Genomic DNA, 16104 nt, shown 5'->3' with positions numbered 1-16104 from the left:
AGAAGAAAACTAGCAAATATCTTAGCTGAATTTACTCAAGCAGATATCGCTTCCATTACGGGATTTGATTTCATTCTCGATGCATTATCTGTAGCTGGACTTTAGGAAATTGGTATAACTTATGCCAGCCTTTTGAACCAATAGTTTTATTTCTAAGTTTTCTTTGCAGTAATTCAATCTTGCGCTGAACTTTGTCTAAAAACTTTGGTCTAGCAATAGTTAACCCATCAGAAGTTGCTAACATACTTTTAATTCCTACATCTATTCCTATAGTATGACCATGAGGCATATCCGTTGGCACGTCAACATCAAGTTCAATCATCAAATTAACATAGTAACCACTAGCTTTTTTAATGATTTGTACTTGGCATATTTTAAACCCATCTGGGATATCTCTAGATTTTCTTAGCTTAATATTTTTAAGCAAAGGCATCTTTAAATAACTACCATTTAACTCAATAGTTTGACTAATTAAGTTAAAAGATTTCATCTTCTTTTTATAACGAGGAAATCCCATGCCTTTAGACTTCATATTATTAAAAGCTCTATCCAACTTACGCAATGTTTGCTGCATAGCTTGAGCATTACCAGACTTGAGAAAAGGATTAGTCTTCTTAGCTTGTGTTAATTCAGAAGATTGAAAATGGTAGTTAGGATAATCAAATGGCTCAACAATGTATTCCTGAAATAGAGAACATTTATTAATCTCACAACTACGAGAGTTATACCAAAGCTTTCTGATATAGAGAGCATAATTCCAAACAGATTTGCATACATTCAGATTATGCTTGATAACCTCTATCTGTTTTGATGTTGGTTGTAACTTGTAATTGTACGTGAGATTAAGCATTACGACCTTTATGCTTGATGTTAATATCTACACTATACTACAACTAAACTAAGCACTTTAGTGTGGAAATGACAGAGATTTATTAGCACTTTGTCGATATTATTTTAATTCTTCTTTTCTCTATACTCTATACTCTGACTCGATTTTAATCATCATAGCCAATATCTATCCGAGGAAAAAAACCGAAGCAAGATCGGCAAGAGAAATACTTGCCGAATTATAAAAAGCGAGATCGCCTGAAAAGATAAATAATTTAAAAATACAAGCGATTAAACTTTAGAGATATTAACATCTGCTTGAGCCACCAACCAGGTATCACGATTTTGGGGACTGATTGCTTCACTTAACACTACTAAATAGCGATCGCCTTTTTCTTCAGAAGAAAGCAAATAATAAGTTTGCTTTTCGTCTACTTGATACCAAGCTGTGCCATTTCCTTCAGGATCTTGTTCTTTTAGAGTAGCTATTTCCTCGTCATTAACCATGAAGATCGCACCATCGGCATTACTAACCTGTAATTTTTCCTTGATATTCCAAAGTTTGGCAAAGTCATCTTTTAGATTTTGAGGAATTGCTTCGTGGATAAAAACTAGAGCATCCTCTTGATGGGAATCTATTGTATTTGAGCCTTTATAGGAATGAGGTAAATTTTTTAATTCAATCGGTGATTCTTGAGAATTTATGCCTGGCTGCCATCCTTTACGCCATTTACCTGTAAACTTTTCCATGATTGCCTTTCCATCATCGAGTTCTGATTCAATCTGGCTTTGCAGCCATTGTAAAGCATACTGTTGGAGTTCCTGTTGTTTCGGAGTATTGTATTTGGAATAAGATGTAAATGCATCTCTTAAAAAGCTCGGATTTAATGCTTTTGAAGTAGCCATAAAAAACTCTCCTCGGATTTATCTTAAAGGTTGACAACTCAAATGCTGCTAATAAAAATTAGCAACAAGTAGATAGCATTTTTACCTTTCTAAATTTGAAGCTAAACTTTATCCAACAATCGAGATTTTTGGCACGATTTGTCAGATAAAAGAAAGAGAAAAGAGCATAAAAAAAGAGCTTAATGTTATTGAAATTAAGCCCTTAATAACCTAAATTTTTTAAGTTATAAAAAACAATCTTTCTATGTTAATCTCAGGTCACAGCTTAAGAGATTTGAAATCCTGCAAGAGATTGCACAAATTAATTATAGAGAAGCTTTTTTTTCTAAAATCTCGTCTAGTCCTTTACACCATAAGCATTACTGCATTGCCTAGGAGTAAGAAATATCAACTTTTTAGCGATGTATTATTGCATTACATATATCACGATACCAATAATCTAGAAATAAAACAGCTAATTACAATACAAAACAAAAACATAGTCAATATTATTTTTTTGCTCGAACAAGTTCAATAAAGATGGTTTGTCCGAAAAAAGCGATCGCACTTTAGCAATATTTATTTTTATTTTTAGATATTTATGTTTCAATTTCTTCCCAGATTATTTCTACAACAGCAAAATTACCATCAATTTTTTTAGTTTCTGCTTCAGGGCGAGTGTAGTACAAAGGAGCGTAATAAACTTGCTGGCGTTTTAACAAATACCTAGGAACAATTGAACTTCATTTTCCCTAAAATCTTAAATTATCTATGGCTTTTACGCAGATGGGGCGATCACGCAGTGCCAGCGAAGCTGATCGCTTTACTAATTATTTCTCTAGTTTGCTCGATAGTTAGTTTTGGTTCAGTCCAAACCACTTCCCATTGACTTCCAGAACCTAGTAACTGAAGATCGTTATCAATTCCTGGCTTTCCTAAAGTATCAATTATAAGTCTTGATAATATACAAGAACTGTTAACTTGATTGAGGGTTACTCTAGTCAAAATCATCTCAGTACCTTCAATCAACTCTTGCTCGATAGATTTGATTTGCATAGATTTAATAACTGATTTCTTAAATCTTAAACTTACTAATTCGATAGAATAGTACCCTTTGTTACTGTTGCTTAATTGAAGCAGTTTTGTTTATTTCTTGGCGCGATCGCTTTATCATATTTTCACGATCGCTATCAACTCCACTGCGAGATTTATTTACTTTTTGGAACTCTTGGGAATGCGATCGCGTACCCGCGCCACTTCGTGATCGCAGATGTGATTAGTGGTTCTTCTCTACTGGCGTTATATTTTATAAAAATGATTATTAATTTCAAACCTTTACTACTAGCGCGTCTAGGTTAAAATGCTGGGTTAGTATTTTCTTGTTCCCCCAAGGTTGGGGGTTAGGGGGCTGAAATCAATTTTCAATACCCAACAAATTAATCTGGATGCACTACTACACAAATAATTGCTTGATGGAAGAAACCTATAACTTCAGAAGCTTGAAAACAATAGTCGATCGCATTTGTAAAATTTTAGATTAACGAATTACCTGCTAATCGAGATCGTTATTGACTAAATCTTGAATTGCCTGGTCGCATTTCTCTACTTTTTTATCTAATCCCATCTCTTGATATAGTTCTCTGGAATTTTCATAAGCTGTTTTAGCTTCAGATTTTTGCTGTAAGTTTTTCCGAGTATCTCCTAAATTAAACCAAGATTTAGCTTCAAGATCGAGAGTGCCTATTTCTTGAAAAATCTCTAAGGACTGTTCAAGGTAATCAATTGCCCGTGGATATTCTTCTTGGGAATAGTAAGTATTGCCTAAATTACATAAAGACTTAGCTTCTCCATGGCGAGCGCCTATTTCTTGAAAAATCTTTAATGACTTTTGATAGTAATCAATTGCCCGTGGATATTCTTCTGGGGAACGGTAAACATTACCTAAATTACATAAAGAATTAGCTTCTTCATGGCGAGCGCCTATTTCTTGAAAAATCTTTAATGACTGTTGGAGGTAATTTTTTGCCCGTGGATATTTTCCTTGGGAATAGTAAGCATTGCCTAAATTATTTAAAGAATTAGCTTCTTCATGGCGAGCGCCTATTTCTTGAAAAATCTTTAATGACTGTTGGAGGTAATTTTTTGCCCGTGGATATTTTCCTTGGGAATAGTAAGCATTGCCTAAATTATTTAAAGAATTAGCTTCTTCATAGCGATTGCCTATTTTTTGTGCAATCTCTAATGACTGTTGATAGATTTCTATTGCCCGTTGATATTTTCCCCAGGAATTGTAAGCATTGCCTAAACCTATTAAAGAAACAGCTACTTGATAGCGATTGCCTATTTTTTGTGCAATCTTTAATGACTGTTGATAGAATTCTATTGCCCGTGGATATTTTCCCTGGGAAGTGCAAGCACTGCCTAAACCTATTAAAGAATTAGCTACTTGATAGCGATTGCCTATTTTTTGTGCAATCTTTAATGACTGTTGATAGAATTCTATTGCCCGTGGATATTTTCCCCAAGAATTGTAAGCACTACCCAAATTATTTAAAGAAACAGCATAATCTGATTTATCTTCTGGTTGCAGTTTTAATCGCCATCCTGGAACTAATTTTTCATATATTTCTACCGAAACCCCATAGTAACCCCGCAGATTCAAAAAACCATAACAGGAATTTAAAAACTTATTAGCTGAAGCATACTGCCCTAATTCACATTGGTGATCGACAATTTCTAAATATTCGCTGACATCTTCTAGCACTTGCCAAGATTTTGGTTCTTTTAAATTAGCTTTATAATATTCAATAGCTTGCTGATGGGCATTAGTTAAAGTATTTGCTTGCTGTAAAACGTATTTCTGTACTAAAGATTCAAACTGATATTTATTATCTTTAGTTTTAGTTAACAAAGAGCGATTACATAATTCTTGTAGAGGTTCTCTAACATCTATTTGGTTATTTATTTCTTGAGTTTCAACTTTTTTTCTTAAAGAAAATAATTTGTTCAATAATTTGTTCAATAAATTTGGTTCAGGAATTTGCTTCCTTGCTGCTTTAAGGTTAAACGGTAGCCGATATACACTCAAATTAGTTATAAATTGTTTTTGTTCTCTACTTAACCTCTTTAAATGCTGTTTAATAATCCAATCTAAACAGGCATCTTGATTATCGCGATGTAAGCCGTCGACTTTTTCGACTTTTTTGTCATCGAAATCGAATTGATTTAACTGACAATCACAATATTCTCTTAAATATCCTGCTACCAATTTTATAGTTAGAGGATGCCCATTTACCTTTTCAACAAAATCTTTCAATTCTGCTTCTGTTCCTTGTATTGCTAACTTATTTAATAAAGCAATTCCTTCCTCAATCTTCATCCCTCCCAAAGTATGCCAATAGTCTAAACCTTGGAATAACTTGGGTTTCTCTTGAGTAGTTATCAATAAAGTACTATTTGTACCTTGTTGTAGCCAACGACGAAAAAATTCTTGATAAGATTCATCTTGACATTTTCTTTCTCGATCGAGCAGAGTTTCTAAGTTATCTACTACCAACAGACAGCGTCGCTGACTAAGTAGCAACAGTAAATTATTAATTAACTCCGTAATATCGATACGTTGAGGAGGCTTTCCACCCAAAGCCAGAATTATTTTTTCCGCAAATACTGTAAAATCAGGTTTTGCACTAACATCTGCCCAGAATTTCTTTTCAAAATTAAGAGATTTAAATTCAGATTCAGGATCATCATAAAAATAAGCAGCTAAAGTAGATTTTCCTACACCGCCCAAGCCTTTAATTCCCAAAGTCTTAGCTTGATTAATCCCTACAGTGCTAACTTGCGGATTATTCAGCCATGCTTCTATAACTTCTATTTCTTCTTTTCTCTTTACCAAGTTTTCGAGCTTTGGCGGTAAGATTTCGAGGTTGGTAGAAGTAGGAACAGCAGCGTATTCAATTGTATTAATTACTTTACCGAGGAATTATTAATGTTAATTCCACCTTCATTTTTACCAACTAAAATCCCACCTTCTTTTGCTACGGGATTATTCATGTTCAAGGCATCTCCACTACTCACATTAGCTACCTCTTTTGCTAACTTAGTGATTTCTTGAGCAAAATCTCTATCTTCTTGCATTTCTTGTTCTAGATAGGGTTGTAGTCGTTTTAATTTTTCCTCAGTGGGATTTTGTTCTAATTCAACTATGATATCTGCTTCAATAACAGGCTGATTTTGTAACAAGCGATTCTTGATTGTCTGCCATAATCTTGTTGTACCTTCAGTAGCAGCATTCCCAACAATTGCACTTAAAGCGATCTCTAGCAGCTTTCCTGCGGTAAATAATTCTATACTCATCTAAAATTCAGGTAATTCCAATTGTGTTTAAGACAATCACTTAAATACTAGCTAATTCTAGTAGTTAATTTGCTATTAAGTAAATATTAATTTTTGTTAGTCATGATGCCAAGCAAAATGTAAATAATTGCCTTAAATATTACCCTTGTAAGTAGATGACCAACCAAACATCATTCGTAGCTTTTGCGAAGGATTGAACTTAAAAGCAACCGAATCTCGATGTTGCTTGACGTAAAAAGTACCAAAGTTACGGATGTTGACGCTTTCCCTTTGCTTTAAAGATTGATAAATCTCCTCCAAAGTAGCATCGATAATTTCTTCAACGTCTTTCTGTTTACTATCTACTTTTTGAGTAACTCGTTTAACTAAGTCTTTTTTACCGATTGACATCTTATTAAACTAGAATTTTGCCGACAAATATTGTTCCTCAAGTTTAGTTTTAATCTGCCAGGGAATATCACTCTGATTAAATTTTAGTAATAAGTCTTGAGGTAATTTGCTATCCAATTTGTTTAAAGAATCTAAAAGACTAACGATTAAATCTAATTCTTCTAGTTTGCTACTTTTAAGGCGATCGCATATTGGTTCTATAGCAGATTTAATTCCTACCTTTGCTAAATGTTGTGCAGCTAAAATTGCAGATTCTCCATCATTTGTAACAGCATTCAGAAGAAAAGGTTTCTGTCCTGTTACTCTAACTCTATTTTTTAAGAAAGCATCTTTTTCAGAATAAAGATTAATCCGAACCGTTACAAAACAGTACTATTTGTTACTGCTGATTGATTAAACCCGAACCAGTTGAATAAAGTCAATAAACGGTTGCCAGTTATCATCTTCTCTAATAGCTTGCCAAATATTCTCGATTGCCGATTTTGACAAGATAACTGTAGGATTTACTCTTTGCAGACATTGAGCAGTTATATCAATTTCTGTTGGCGATCGCATAATTAATAATTGATGATAAAGCCAGCACCAACGTTTTAAAATAGCTACTTCTTCCCCAGATACCAAAAACTCTAAGTCTTGCAAAATAGAGTTAGCATCTTCGCGCCATTGCCGAGAAAATTTTTGTTTCAGTTCGCAGAAAAACTGATGATAGTTGACTTTAGTTAAAAACAACAGTTGTAGAGTCAAATCGATTAATTCTTCAGTTTCCCAAACAGACAAGCGATCGAATCCCAACTTACGAAGCATTTGCTGATGATAATATCGAGTGTAAGACTCAGAGAAAGTATCTAAAGCTGCTGCCATTTCTGAAACAGGGATTACTGCTGATAGCGGACGCTGCAACATTTCTAGATTCCAACGACAAGCACCTGGCTGATTGCGATAACTATATCTTCCCTGGCGATCAAAAGCAGCAGCAGTAAAATATGGATTATAAGTATCGATAAAAGCATAAGGGCCATAGTCAAAGCTTTCTCCCGTAATCGACATATTGTCAGTATTGAGAACACCATGACAAAAACCCACTGCCATCCATTGCCCCACTAATTGAGCGATACGCTCTACCAATTCAGTATAAAAGCGAATGTAGCAGTCTTGTTGCTGCCATAAATGAGGATAATAATATTGAATTACATGATCTAATAGCTGCTGAATTAGATCGGGGCGATCGTAATATTCTAAGCGTTCAAAAGTACCAAAGCGCAGATGAGAACGGCTAAAACGCACCATAACCGCCCCTTTTTCAGTCTCACCATCTCTGGTAAAGGCTTCAGTTTCAACTAAACTCAAACAGCGAGATGTCCTAACCCCCGAATAGTGTAACGCCTCCGCAGCCAGAACTTCTCGCACCCCACCTTTGAGAGTTAAGCGACCATCTCTAGACTGGGAATGGGGAGTTTGTCCCGATCCTTTAGTACCAAAATCGTATAGTTGACCGTCAATTCCTCGAATTTGACCGTAGAGAAACCCCCGCCCATCTCCTAAATAGGGATTGTATTGACCAAACTGATAACCGTGATAGCGTAATGCCAAACAGGATTGTTTTCCCTGAAAATGTCCGCCAAAATCTAGGAAATGCCGATCGGTAACTCTATTAGAATCTAAACCGAGAATAGACAGCAGATTATCATTACGAAAACGCAGAGTATGCTCAGAGAAATTAACAGGTTGTACGCGATCAAAAAAGTCATTACCCAAAGACTCTAAAGCTGATTCGTAATTAAGATCGAAAAAGGGATTGCTGTTTGATTGTCGATCGTTCAATGTAATTTTTATTAATTTAAGACAAATGTTAATTGAAACAGAACGTTTAATTCTACGAATGTTCCGCGAATCAGACTTTGAGGACTACTTGCAAATCTTTTCCGACCCAGAAGTCACGCGCTACATCGGTAATGGAAAAGCTATGGCGCGACCAGAAGCCTGGATGAGTATGGCTGCTATCTTTGGACATTGGCAATTACGGGGCTATGGTATTTTGGCAGTTGAAGAACGCTCTAGTAAAGTAGTTGTGGGTAGAATTGGGTTTCTCAATCCTGAAGGATGGCCTGGATTTGAGCTTTGTTGGATTTTAAATCGTAATTACTGGGGACAAGGTTATGCTACTGAAGGAGCAAAAGCATTACTCGACTATGGTTTTAGAGAGTTGAAACGAGAGCATATAGTAAGTCTAATTCATCCTGGTAATACTAGATCGATTCGAGTAGCCGAAAAATTGGGAGAACAACTTCAAGACAAAACAGAAGTGTATGGTAAAGAAGTTTTAGTTTACGGGATCGATCGATCCGCTTTCGACATGACTAACAATTAACTACTGTAGGGGCGATTCCCTAAAGGACTCGCGACCCATCGCGCGAATCTAAAAATGCTTAGCAGTCTGTTTATCAAAATCGAACTGAAATCTTTTACTACCATGAGTTTCCCCATATAAATTAAAGGTTATTGTTGGTTCATCTCCCACCGCTTCTGTGCTATGAATAGCCTCGGTAGTGAAGCTGATGATATCTCCTGGTTCGATAACTCTCTCGCCAACGCGATCAATTTTGTCAGGAAATTCTGGAGTAGGATTACGTTGCCAAAAAGTATTTTTCTGTTTGCCCTGTAATACTGTTACTATTCCCCAAGTACCGTGATTGTGAATGGATGAAGTTATTCCTGGTAAATTCATTTCTGTTTGGATAGACATGGGAAATCCCAATTCATCGTACAGCATGACCACTGAAACTCCTGTTTTCTGGTTTGGTTCGGGTAAACGAGTTTTAATCGTATAACAGTTAAGAAGTAGTTTTCTGACCAACATTCGCAGTCCCGATAGAGAAGTTTCTTCGTCTCTTTCTTCAACAGCAGCTAATCTAGTAATATCTTCTACTTCCGTTAAAAACCGATACAGTCGATATTCTTCAGCTAATAAATCCCACTCCCGCACTGATTTACATAGACAGCAAATACCATCTTCTTTGACCAACCAATCTGCTGTTTTCATTATCTTTGTCCTTCGTCTTCCGTCATTAATTTTTCCTATAACAACTAACGACTAATAACTGTCAGGGCGGTTTACAAACCACCCCTACCTATGCTTCCTTTCCGCGATTAATACTTGGGCGATCCAATCTGGTAAATCTTCTAGATCGCTGTTGGTTTCAGAATCTCTAATAGGTGAGTTGAATTCATAATAAGGCTCACACTTGCCATTATCATATACTTCTATAATCCAGCGATCGGGAAAACCATCTATCCCAATTTCCACATCATAGCCATCTTCTCCTAGAGTACGAGAAGCCATTACTGTAAACCAATCTCGATCTTCTGATGGTACATTCCATTCATGAGTTAAAAATGTAAAGGCTAATTTTTCAGCTTCAGTTGAATTAATCATTTACTTTATTCTTTGTCTAACAACTAACCACTGTAGGGGCGAACAAAAGTTTGCTCCTACCCATTAACAAACACCTCTTTACTCTTACGTTCCGCTTGCAATATTTTGGCAATACTTTCGGGCATTTCTTCTAATCCTGTCTCACTTTCTGAGGCTTTAATCGGCGAGACAAAGGTAAAACAAGGATCGCAATCTTTGGTTTCGTCGTAAACTTGAATCACCCACTTATCGGGCAATCCTTCTACGCCAATTTCTACTACATACCAGCGATCTTCAACCACGTGAGAATCAAGGGAAACAAAAAAATCGCGATCGTCTTCGGGAATTTCCCAATCCTCTAGAAAAAAATCCAACGCTAATTGTTCGGCATCTGTTGATGTTAATTCCATGATTACTATTCCTTCTTTTTTAACTGAATTTTTGACTCATTTAAATAGTAGAGAGAAATCAAAACAACCAAGGTAAAAAGGTTGAGATCGATTACCACTAATAACTAACAATCTCAACCAATTAACCAATGGTCAGGGATTATCTCTGACTTAATTTGTGTTTTTCTTACTAATTCACAACTTTTTCTCTATGTCTACCAGAGTGCTTGTCAATGTGTAACTCGCCACCAACTGCCCAATTTTCGCGATTAAATTCGTCAATATGAATTGTTACCCATTCTGGTTTTGTTCCCAAACTAGAAACTATAGTATCGGTCACTGCTTTTGCTAGTTCTCGTTTTTTTTCTACGGAGTGTCCTTGGGCAATTTGAATAGTTACAAATGGCATTTGATTTCTCCTTAATTATTGATGCTGTGGATAGGAACGAAATTTTAACCCTTTGCAGTCACCACCTAGAGTTACTAGCTGCATTGGAGTTAAATCTTTAAATTGCCACTAAATTGAAATCTTACTGAAATAGCGATCGCCCGTAAGTTAATTTCATAACTCAAAAATAAAAATCCCTTAAGGCGATCGCTAAAAATATTATTTGCTAAGGAAGTTGATTGCTCTTCATTAAAAACTTAGCTTTTTGCTATCTAGATTTTTAGTAAGATTTGCTACCAATTAGTCAAATTAGTTTCAATATTTAGAATTAATTAATCTTTGAAATATAGCAATATTCAGTAGAGGTCAATTAATGAATGTAGTGTCCTAAGCCATTAATGACTAACTGTCTGCTTTTCCCAATAGCGGAACAAAAATAGCCATAGTGGTAAAGATAAATTAAGAGCCATCAAGCGCACAGAATGAGCCACGGTAACAATTTCTGGATTATGGTCTAGAGTCAGGGCAACTAAAATCATTTCTGTCGAACCTCCTGGTGCTGTTACTAGCATACAGGTTAGCCAATCCCAAGGAGTTAGTTGGCTGGCAATAGTGGCAGCAATAAAGCCACTGGCAATGGTCATTGCCACAGAAATAAAAGCATAAGTGATACTTTTTCCCGTTATATCTACGCGGTTACTCCAAGCTTCACCAACAGTAATTCCTAATAATATTTGACCAATTACACTAACGGATTCAGGCGGTACAAAATCAACATTAGCAACAAAAGGAAGATAGCCAATGGCATTATTAAAAACTATTCCGACAACTAAAGTTCCAAAAAAAGAAGCAGCAGGAATACGTAATTTACTCGCTAGTTTTACTCCTAACCAAGCCGAAATAATTGCTAATATTAACCAGCATAAATAAATAGGATCGCTCTTTACTACATAGTCTCCTAGAGAAAAAGTGGTTTGGCTAACATCACGATCGGATATTCCAGCTATGAGAGGAATAATCAAAACTACGCTAGTGATACGAAGCGTTTGCACCATTGCCACTAAAGAGACATTGCGATTGTATTCCGCAGCAATACTCGACATGGTTGCCACTCCACCAGGTACGGTAGCTAACATGGCGTTGAGTAAGTTGGTGTGGCTGATACGAGAATAAAAATAACCGATACCACTGCCACAAAGCAGCATAAATAAAGTGAGAAAGATAAACAGTGGCAAACGAGAAGAAGCAGCCCACAAGTTACTATCAGCGATCGCAAATCCGATAGATAAACCGACCATTGCCTGTCCGATTTTTCTGCCAGCTTTATTAGGTTTAAGAGTTTTTTGAAAAATAGTTTGATAACTTCTCATAACTATTACTCCTGCACCCATTCCCCCAAAAATCCAGGCGACACCTCCTAAACCGAAATGTGCGATCGCTATACCTAAAAATAAAGCCAGAATTATCTCTAAAAAAGCGATTAAAACTCTAGTATTGGAATTAGTCATTAAATTACGGCAGGGTACTTCAAGAAAGCCATTTTTAGAACCATCACCATCTAAAATAGAGATAGTAATCTCTGACTTAAATTTTTATTGCTTAACATTTCTTTAAGTATAAACTGAAAAGTTAATCTTAGTTAGATTTACTCACAAGTAAAGAATCGAGTACGAGTACAAAATCATCACTTTCAGAATTAGACCAAATCAAACAAACTATTGAACCTCTCATAAGACTAGGTTTGCCTAGCAATTCTCGCTATCACCGTCAACCCACCGAGAGGCACAAGTGCTAGAAGCCTAGCTGAAGCAAGGCGAGGAGGTCAAAAATTGATATTAGTACTGGATAATCACCAATCCCTCATTCTTCATTCTTCATTCTTCATTCTTCATTCCTCATTCCTCATTCCTCATTCCTTTAAAACTCTTGCCCTAATCTAAATTGCTTTGCGTTCACCAAACCTACTCAAAATACCCGTACTTCTGGGTCAAAATACTCGTACCTTACCCCAAGAGAAATTTATTTATCCCACTATAGCTAGGTTTCACCCCCACAAGTACAACCTTAACCAATCTAATCTGAGTTCAAAATTATCTCTTCCAAATAATTAGCTGGTATAAGTTGTTTAAGCTAGGTCGTTTGTCCTTTGTTCTTCATTCTTTGTCCTTGGTATAAAGCCACTAATTAAACCAATGACCGATGACCAATGACCAATAATTATTAATTGAATTTAGGAGAATTATATGAAAATAGCCGTTGCTAGAGAAAACGAGCTAGGAGAACTTCGCGTAGCCCAAGTTCCCGATACCGTATCCCGCTTGGTCAAACAAGGTTTTGAAGTTTGGGTAGAGGCGGGTGCTGGTGTGGGTGCGGGTTATGAAGATTCTGCTTACGAAGCAGTAGGAGCAAAGATAATTGCAGATCCCGCTTTACTCTGGGGAGAAGCAGACATCCTGCTGAAAGTTAATCCTCCAGGATCGCGAGATGGTTGGTCAGAAATTGACTGGCTCAAACCAGAAGCAACTTTGATTAGTTTCCTCAATCCTTTGGGCGATCCCCAAGTTACTCAAGAGCTTGCACAGCGACAAGTTACAGCTTTTAGCATGGAGCTAATTCCCCGCTCTACCCGCGCTCAAAGCATGGATGCATTATCTTCTCAAGCCAACATTGCAGGTTATAAATCAGTGTTGCTAGCAGCAGCTAGTTTACCGCGAATTTTTCCGATGATGACTACCGCAGCAGGAACGATCCCCCCAGCCAAAGTATTGGTTTTGGGTGCAGGCGTGGCAGGATTACAGGCGATCGCTACAGCCCGTAGATTGGGCGCAGTAGTAGATGGGTTTGATATTCGTCCCACTGTTAAAGAACAAGTTCAAAGTGTCGGTGGTAATTTTATTGAAATCGATCTCGAAGAAAAAACCGAAGCCGAGGGAGGCTACGCTAAACAAGTTGGGAGCGATACTCAAGAACTGATTCGTCAGGGTTTAAGTCCCTATGTTGCCAAAGCAGATGTCGTTATTACAACCGCTCAAGTGCCAGGTAAGCCAGCACCACTATTAATTACAGAAGAGACAGTGGCACAAATGAAGCCAGGATCGGTAATTGTCGATCTCGCAGCAGAAAGTGGTGGTAACTGCGCCTGTAGCGAAGCTGGTAAAAATATTAACTCTCATAACGTAACTGTAATTGGTTCGACAAATCTTCCTGCGACTGTACCTGTTAACACTAGCCAGATGTATGCCAAAAATCTCTTAAATCTGGTGAAATATTTAGCCAAGGATGGAAATGTCGAGGCGAATCGCGATTCGCTGCTACTAGATTTTGACGATGAGATTACCAGCAGTGCTTGCGTTACCCATGCTGGAGAAATTCGCAATGAACGTATTAAAGAAGCTTTATTAGTTATTAGTAGGTAACGATATTATCCCGCTTGATATTATCCCATGAAGATGGGACGGGACTAACTACCAAATACCAACTACTAACCCATAAAAAATAGGAGTCGAACTCATGACAGAAGGATTATTAACAGGCTTAGTCGTTTTCGTTCTGGCATCATTTGTCGGATTTGAGGTAATTAATAAAGTTCCCCCAACATTGCACACCCCCTTAATGTCTGGTGCTAATGCCATCTCTGGTATTGCTGTAGTAGGTGCATTATTAATTGCTGGAGCGCAGGAATGGAACGTCACTACCATCTTGGGCTTAATTGCCGTGGTGCTAGCTACCGTTAACGTCGTTGGCGGTTTTTTAGTAACAGACAGAATGCTGCAAATGTTTAAGAAGAAGGAGACAACAACATGAATACATATTTGAATACAGGAATCGAACTAGCTTATTTAACTGCTGCTGCATTGTTTATTTTAGGCTTAAAAAAATTAGGTTCCCCCGCTACAGCCCGTAACGGGAATTTTCTCGCAGCAGTGGGAATGTTAATTGCTATTATTGCAACTTTATTAAATCAGTCCGTACTCGATTATGAGTGGATTTTAGTAGGTATTATTGCTGGTTCTTTGATTGGTGCGATCGCAGCTCAAAAGGTAGCCATGACCGATATGCCTCAAATGGTGGGTATCTTCAACGGTGTTGGTGGTGCTGCTTCGTCTTTAGTGGCAGTGGGTGAATTTTGGCGATTACTTGACGCTAATGGTACTGTTCCCCTTGATGCTACGTTTATTGCCATATTAGGTGTCTTAATTGGTGGTGTAACTCTGACAGGAAGTCTACTAGCCTTTGCCAAACTACAAGGCTTAATTACAGGTTCTCCCGTTACTTTTCCTTTTCAACAACCCTTTAATTTTTTACTGTTAGCTAGCTTTTTAGCTGGTAGCGTTTATTTATTAATTCAGCCAGCAAACCCCGCAATTTTTCTGACTTTAACCACTATCTCTTTACTTTTTGGGGCTTTATTTGTGCTACCTATTGGTGGTGGGGATATGCCCGTAGTAGTTTCTCTATTAAACTCTTTTTCGGGTTTGGCTGCTAGTGCTGTGGGCTTTATTTTATATAACAATATGCTCATTGTCGCAGGGGCGTTAGTTGGAGCTTCAGGGTTAATTTTGACCCAAATTATGTGTAAAGCGATGAATCGACCTCTTACCAACGTGCTATTTGGTGCTTTTGGTGGAGATAGCGTTGCCGTTGGTGGCGCAGGTGGTGCGGAAATTGATAAAACCTACCGTTCCATCGACAGTGAAGAAGGAGCAATGATGTTAGGTTATGCTCGTTCTGTGGTTATAGTTCCTGGATACGGTATGGCAGTAGCCCAAGCGCAACATGGTGTTAGAGAATTGGCTGCTCAACTAGAAAAAATGGGAGTCGATGTTAAGTATGCCATCCATCCCGTTGCAGGTAGAATGCCAGGTCACATGAATGTATTACTGGCTGAGGCAAACGTTGCATACGATCGCCTGTATGATATGGATGATATCAATACTGAATTCGAGCGCGTTGATGTAGCTCTAGTGATCGGTGCAAACGATGTAGTCAATCCCGCAGCCCGTAATGATAATAGCAGCCCTATTTATGGGATGCCCATTATTGATGTGGATAAAGCTCAACACGCCATTGTAATTAAACGCAGCATGAGAACAGGTTTTGCAGGAGTGGATAACGAACTATTTTACAAAGACAAAACCACCATGCTATTCGGTAGCGCACAAGATGTAGTATCCAAGTTAGTAGGGGAAGTAAAACAACTGTAATTGTTGTAGGGGCGAATCGCGATTCGCCCTTTATTGGTTGTTGGTTTTTGGGGTAGAGCGATCGCTTTTAACCTGCTATATAATTTAAAGTATGAGCGATCTTTACTATCAAAAAGATTGTTAGTTAAATACTGATAATTATAGTATTGGATTTAACTAAGGTCTTTTATATAGAGAGTTCAATTGTTTACGGCAGGGATTGGTTGTGAGCATATTTAAATACATAAGGCTGTTTAACTTCAGAGGCAACCA

19 protein-coding genes are annotated in these 16104 nt (G+C 37.3%); 6 read left to right on the top strand and 13 right to left on the bottom strand.

Features of this window, described 5'->3' with window-relative positions; all coding sequences use genetic code 11:
- Positions 1-70: 70 nt before the first annotated feature.
- The 4 genes from H1P_RS06800 to H1P_RS06790 all read right to left on the bottom strand — a co-directional run bounded on the left by H1P_RS06800 (position 71) and on the right by H1P_RS06790 (position 2769).
- On the bottom strand, positions 71-850 hold the full coding sequence (locus tag H1P_RS06800) for an RNA-guided endonuclease InsQ/TnpB family protein (RefSeq protein ID WP_246141500.1): 780 nt from the start codon (positions 848-850) through the stop codon (positions 71-73).
- 269 nt (positions 851-1119) lie between these two features.
- On the bottom strand, positions 1120-1734 hold the full coding sequence (locus tag H1P_RS06795; protein WP_144865411.1) for a hypothetical protein: 615 nt from the start codon (positions 1732-1734) through the stop codon (positions 1120-1122).
- A 578-nt stretch (positions 1735-2312) separates the two neighbouring features.
- Complete coding sequence (locus H1P_RS38815; RefSeq protein WP_281291106.1) at positions 2313-2435, bottom strand: hypothetical protein; 123 nt, start codon at positions 2433-2435, stop codon at positions 2313-2315.
- A gap of 73 nt (positions 2436-2508) precedes the next feature.
- The gene (locus tag H1P_RS06790; RefSeq protein WP_144865409.1) at positions 2509-2769 is read right to left on the bottom strand and encodes a hypothetical protein; all 261 of its coding nucleotides are present in this window, start codon (positions 2767-2769) and stop codon (positions 2509-2511) included.
- An 86-nt stretch (positions 2770-2855) separates the two neighbouring features.
- Between H1P_RS06790 and H1P_RS35825 the strand changes: the two genes are divergently transcribed.
- Positions 2856-2993 (top strand): hypothetical protein, encoded by a 138-nt coding sequence (locus tag H1P_RS35825; protein ID WP_186375869.1) that lies wholly within the window; start codon positions 2856-2858, stop codon positions 2991-2993.
- A gap of 272 nt (positions 2994-3265) precedes the next feature.
- Here the strand turns inward: H1P_RS35825 and H1P_RS06785 are convergent, their stop codons facing one another.
- The 3 genes from H1P_RS06785 to H1P_RS06775 form a co-directional block, all read right to left on the bottom strand.
- Positions 3266-5608: a tetratricopeptide repeat protein gene (locus H1P_RS06785; protein ID WP_144865407.1), complete on the bottom strand. Its 2343-nt coding sequence runs from the start codon at positions 5606-5608 to the stop codon at positions 3266-3268.
- Positions 5609-5679: 71 nt separating this feature from the next.
- Complete coding sequence (locus H1P_RS06780; RefSeq protein WP_144865405.1) at positions 5680-6069, bottom strand: hypothetical protein; 390 nt, start codon at positions 6067-6069, stop codon at positions 5680-5682.
- A gap of 132 nt (positions 6070-6201) precedes the next feature.
- Positions 6202-6459 carry an HU family DNA-binding protein gene (locus H1P_RS06775; RefSeq protein ID WP_144865403.1) on the bottom strand — a complete coding sequence of 86 codons (258 nt, stop codon included), beginning with the start codon at positions 6457-6459 and terminating at the stop codon, positions 6202-6204.
- A 118-nt stretch (positions 6460-6577) separates the two neighbouring features.
- On the opposite strand from H1P_RS06775, the gene H1P_RS06770 reads away from it, so the two are divergent.
- Complete coding sequence (locus H1P_RS06770) at positions 6578-6802, top strand: hypothetical protein (RefSeq protein WP_144865401.1); 225 nt, start codon at positions 6578-6580, stop codon at positions 6800-6802.
- A 50-nt stretch (positions 6803-6852) separates the two neighbouring features.
- Here the strand turns inward: H1P_RS06770 and H1P_RS06765 are convergent, their stop codons facing one another.
- On the bottom strand, positions 6853-8280 hold the full coding sequence (locus H1P_RS06765) for a protein adenylyltransferase SelO (protein ID WP_144865399.1): 1428 nt from the start codon (positions 8278-8280) through the stop codon (positions 6853-6855).
- Positions 8281-8305: 25 nt separating this feature from the next.
- On the opposite strand from H1P_RS06765, the gene H1P_RS06760 reads away from it, so the two are divergent.
- Positions 8306-8827, top strand: a complete 522-nt coding sequence (locus H1P_RS06760; RefSeq protein WP_144865397.1) for a GNAT family N-acetyltransferase — start codon at positions 8306-8308, stop codon at positions 8825-8827.
- Positions 8828-8875: 48 nt separating this feature from the next.
- Here the strand turns inward: H1P_RS06760 and H1P_RS06755 are convergent, their stop codons facing one another.
- From H1P_RS06755 to H1P_RS06735, 5 genes are all read right to left on the bottom strand, one after another.
- On the bottom strand, positions 8876-9499 hold the full coding sequence (locus H1P_RS06755; protein ID WP_144865395.1) for a cysteine dioxygenase family protein: 624 nt from the start codon (positions 9497-9499) through the stop codon (positions 8876-8878).
- A gap of 84 nt (positions 9500-9583) precedes the next feature.
- Entirely contained in the window at positions 9584-9892 is a 309-nt protein-coding gene (locus H1P_RS06750) for a hypothetical protein (protein WP_144865393.1), read from the bottom strand.
- 56 nt (positions 9893-9948) lie between these two features.
- Complete coding sequence (locus H1P_RS06745; RefSeq protein ID WP_144865391.1) at positions 9949-10281, bottom strand: hypothetical protein; 333 nt, start codon at positions 10279-10281, stop codon at positions 9949-9951.
- 169 nt (positions 10282-10450) lie between these two features.
- Positions 10451-10669 (bottom strand): tautomerase family protein, encoded by a 219-nt coding sequence (locus H1P_RS06740; RefSeq protein ID WP_144865389.1) that lies wholly within the window; start codon positions 10667-10669, stop codon positions 10451-10453.
- A 374-nt stretch (positions 10670-11043) separates the two neighbouring features.
- Positions 11044-12156 carry an AbrB family transcriptional regulator gene (locus H1P_RS06735; protein WP_144865387.1) on the bottom strand — a complete coding sequence of 371 codons (1113 nt, stop codon included), beginning with the start codon at positions 12154-12156 and terminating at the stop codon, positions 11044-11046.
- A gap of 735 nt (positions 12157-12891) precedes the next feature.
- On the opposite strand from H1P_RS06735, the gene H1P_RS06730 reads away from it, so the two are divergent.
- The 3 genes from H1P_RS06730 (at position 12892) to H1P_RS06720 (ending at position 15852) form a co-directional block, all read left to right on the top strand.
- Positions 12892-14064: a Re/Si-specific NAD(P)(+) transhydrogenase subunit alpha gene (locus H1P_RS06730; RefSeq protein WP_144865385.1), complete on the top strand. Its 1173-nt coding sequence runs from the start codon at positions 12892-12894 to the stop codon at positions 14062-14064.
- Positions 14065-14158: 94 nt separating this feature from the next.
- Positions 14159-14452 carry an NAD(P) transhydrogenase subunit alpha part 2 gene (locus H1P_RS06725; protein ID WP_144865383.1) on the top strand — a complete coding sequence of 98 codons (294 nt, stop codon included), beginning with the start codon at positions 14159-14161 and terminating at the stop codon, positions 14450-14452.
- On the top strand, positions 14449-15852 hold the full coding sequence (locus tag H1P_RS06720) for an NAD(P)(+) transhydrogenase (Re/Si-specific) subunit beta (RefSeq protein ID WP_144865381.1): 1404 nt from the start codon (positions 14449-14451) through the stop codon (positions 15850-15852). Before H1P_RS06725 ends, H1P_RS06720 begins: the two co-directional genes overlap by 4 nt.
- The last annotated feature ends 252 nt before the right edge of the window (positions 15853-16104 follow it).

The organism is Hyella patelloides LEGE 07179 (assembly GCF_900659865.1).
Classification (GTDB): Bacteria; Cyanobacteriota; Cyanobacteriia; order Cyanobacteriales; family Xenococcaceae; genus Hyella; species Hyella patelloides.
Note: the sequence above shows the minus strand (reverse complement) of the source record. Positions and strands in the feature narration are given on the sequence as shown.

Excerpts from the sequence above, each read along its gene's own strand:
- H1P_RS06755 (WP_144865395.1), bottom strand. The coding sequence starts at position 9,499 with ATGAAAACAGCAGATTGGTTGGTCAAAGAAGATGGTATTTGCTGTCTA.
- H1P_RS06775 (WP_144865403.1), bottom strand. The coding sequence starts at position 6,459 with ATGTCAATCGGTAAAAAAGACTTAGTTAAACGAGTTACTCAAAAAGTA.
- H1P_RS06745 (WP_144865391.1), bottom strand. The coding sequence starts at position 10,281 with ATGGAATTAACATCAACAGATGCCGAACAATTAGCGTTGGATTTTTTT.
- H1P_RS06725 (WP_144865383.1), top strand. The coding sequence starts at position 14,159 with ATGACAGAAGGATTATTAACAGGCTTAGTCGTTTTCGTTCTGGCATCA.
- H1P_RS06800 (WP_246141500.1), bottom strand. The coding sequence starts at position 850 with ATGCTTAATCTCACGTACAATTACAAGTTACAACCAACATCAAAACAG.
- H1P_RS06720 (WP_144865381.1), top strand. The coding sequence starts at position 14,449 with ATGAATACATATTTGAATACAGGAATCGAACTAGCTTATTTAACTGCT.
- H1P_RS06795 (WP_144865411.1), bottom strand. The coding sequence starts at position 1,734 with ATGGCTACTTCAAAAGCATTAAATCCGAGCTTTTTAAGAGATGCATTT.
- H1P_RS06790 (WP_144865409.1), bottom strand. The coding sequence starts at position 2,769 with ATGCAAATCAAATCTATCGAGCAAGAGTTGATTGAAGGTACTGAGATG.
- H1P_RS06780 (WP_144865405.1), bottom strand. The coding sequence starts at position 6,069 with ATGAGTATAGAATTATTTACCGCAGGAAAGCTGCTAGAGATCGCTTTA.
- H1P_RS06750 (WP_144865393.1), bottom strand. The coding sequence starts at position 9,892 with ATGATTAATTCAACTGAAGCTGAAAAATTAGCCTTTACATTTTTAACT.
- H1P_RS06735 (WP_144865387.1), bottom strand. The coding sequence starts at position 12,156 with ATGACTAATTCCAATACTAGAGTTTTAATCGCTTTTTTAGAGATAATT.
- H1P_RS06760 (WP_144865397.1), top strand. The coding sequence starts at position 8,306 with ATGTTAATTGAAACAGAACGTTTAATTCTACGAATGTTCCGCGAATCA.
- H1P_RS06730 (WP_144865385.1), top strand. The coding sequence starts at position 12,892 with ATGAAAATAGCCGTTGCTAGAGAAAACGAGCTAGGAGAACTTCGCGTA.
- H1P_RS06740 (WP_144865389.1), bottom strand. The coding sequence starts at position 10,669 with ATGCCATTTGTAACTATTCAAATTGCCCAAGGACACTCCGTAGAAAAA.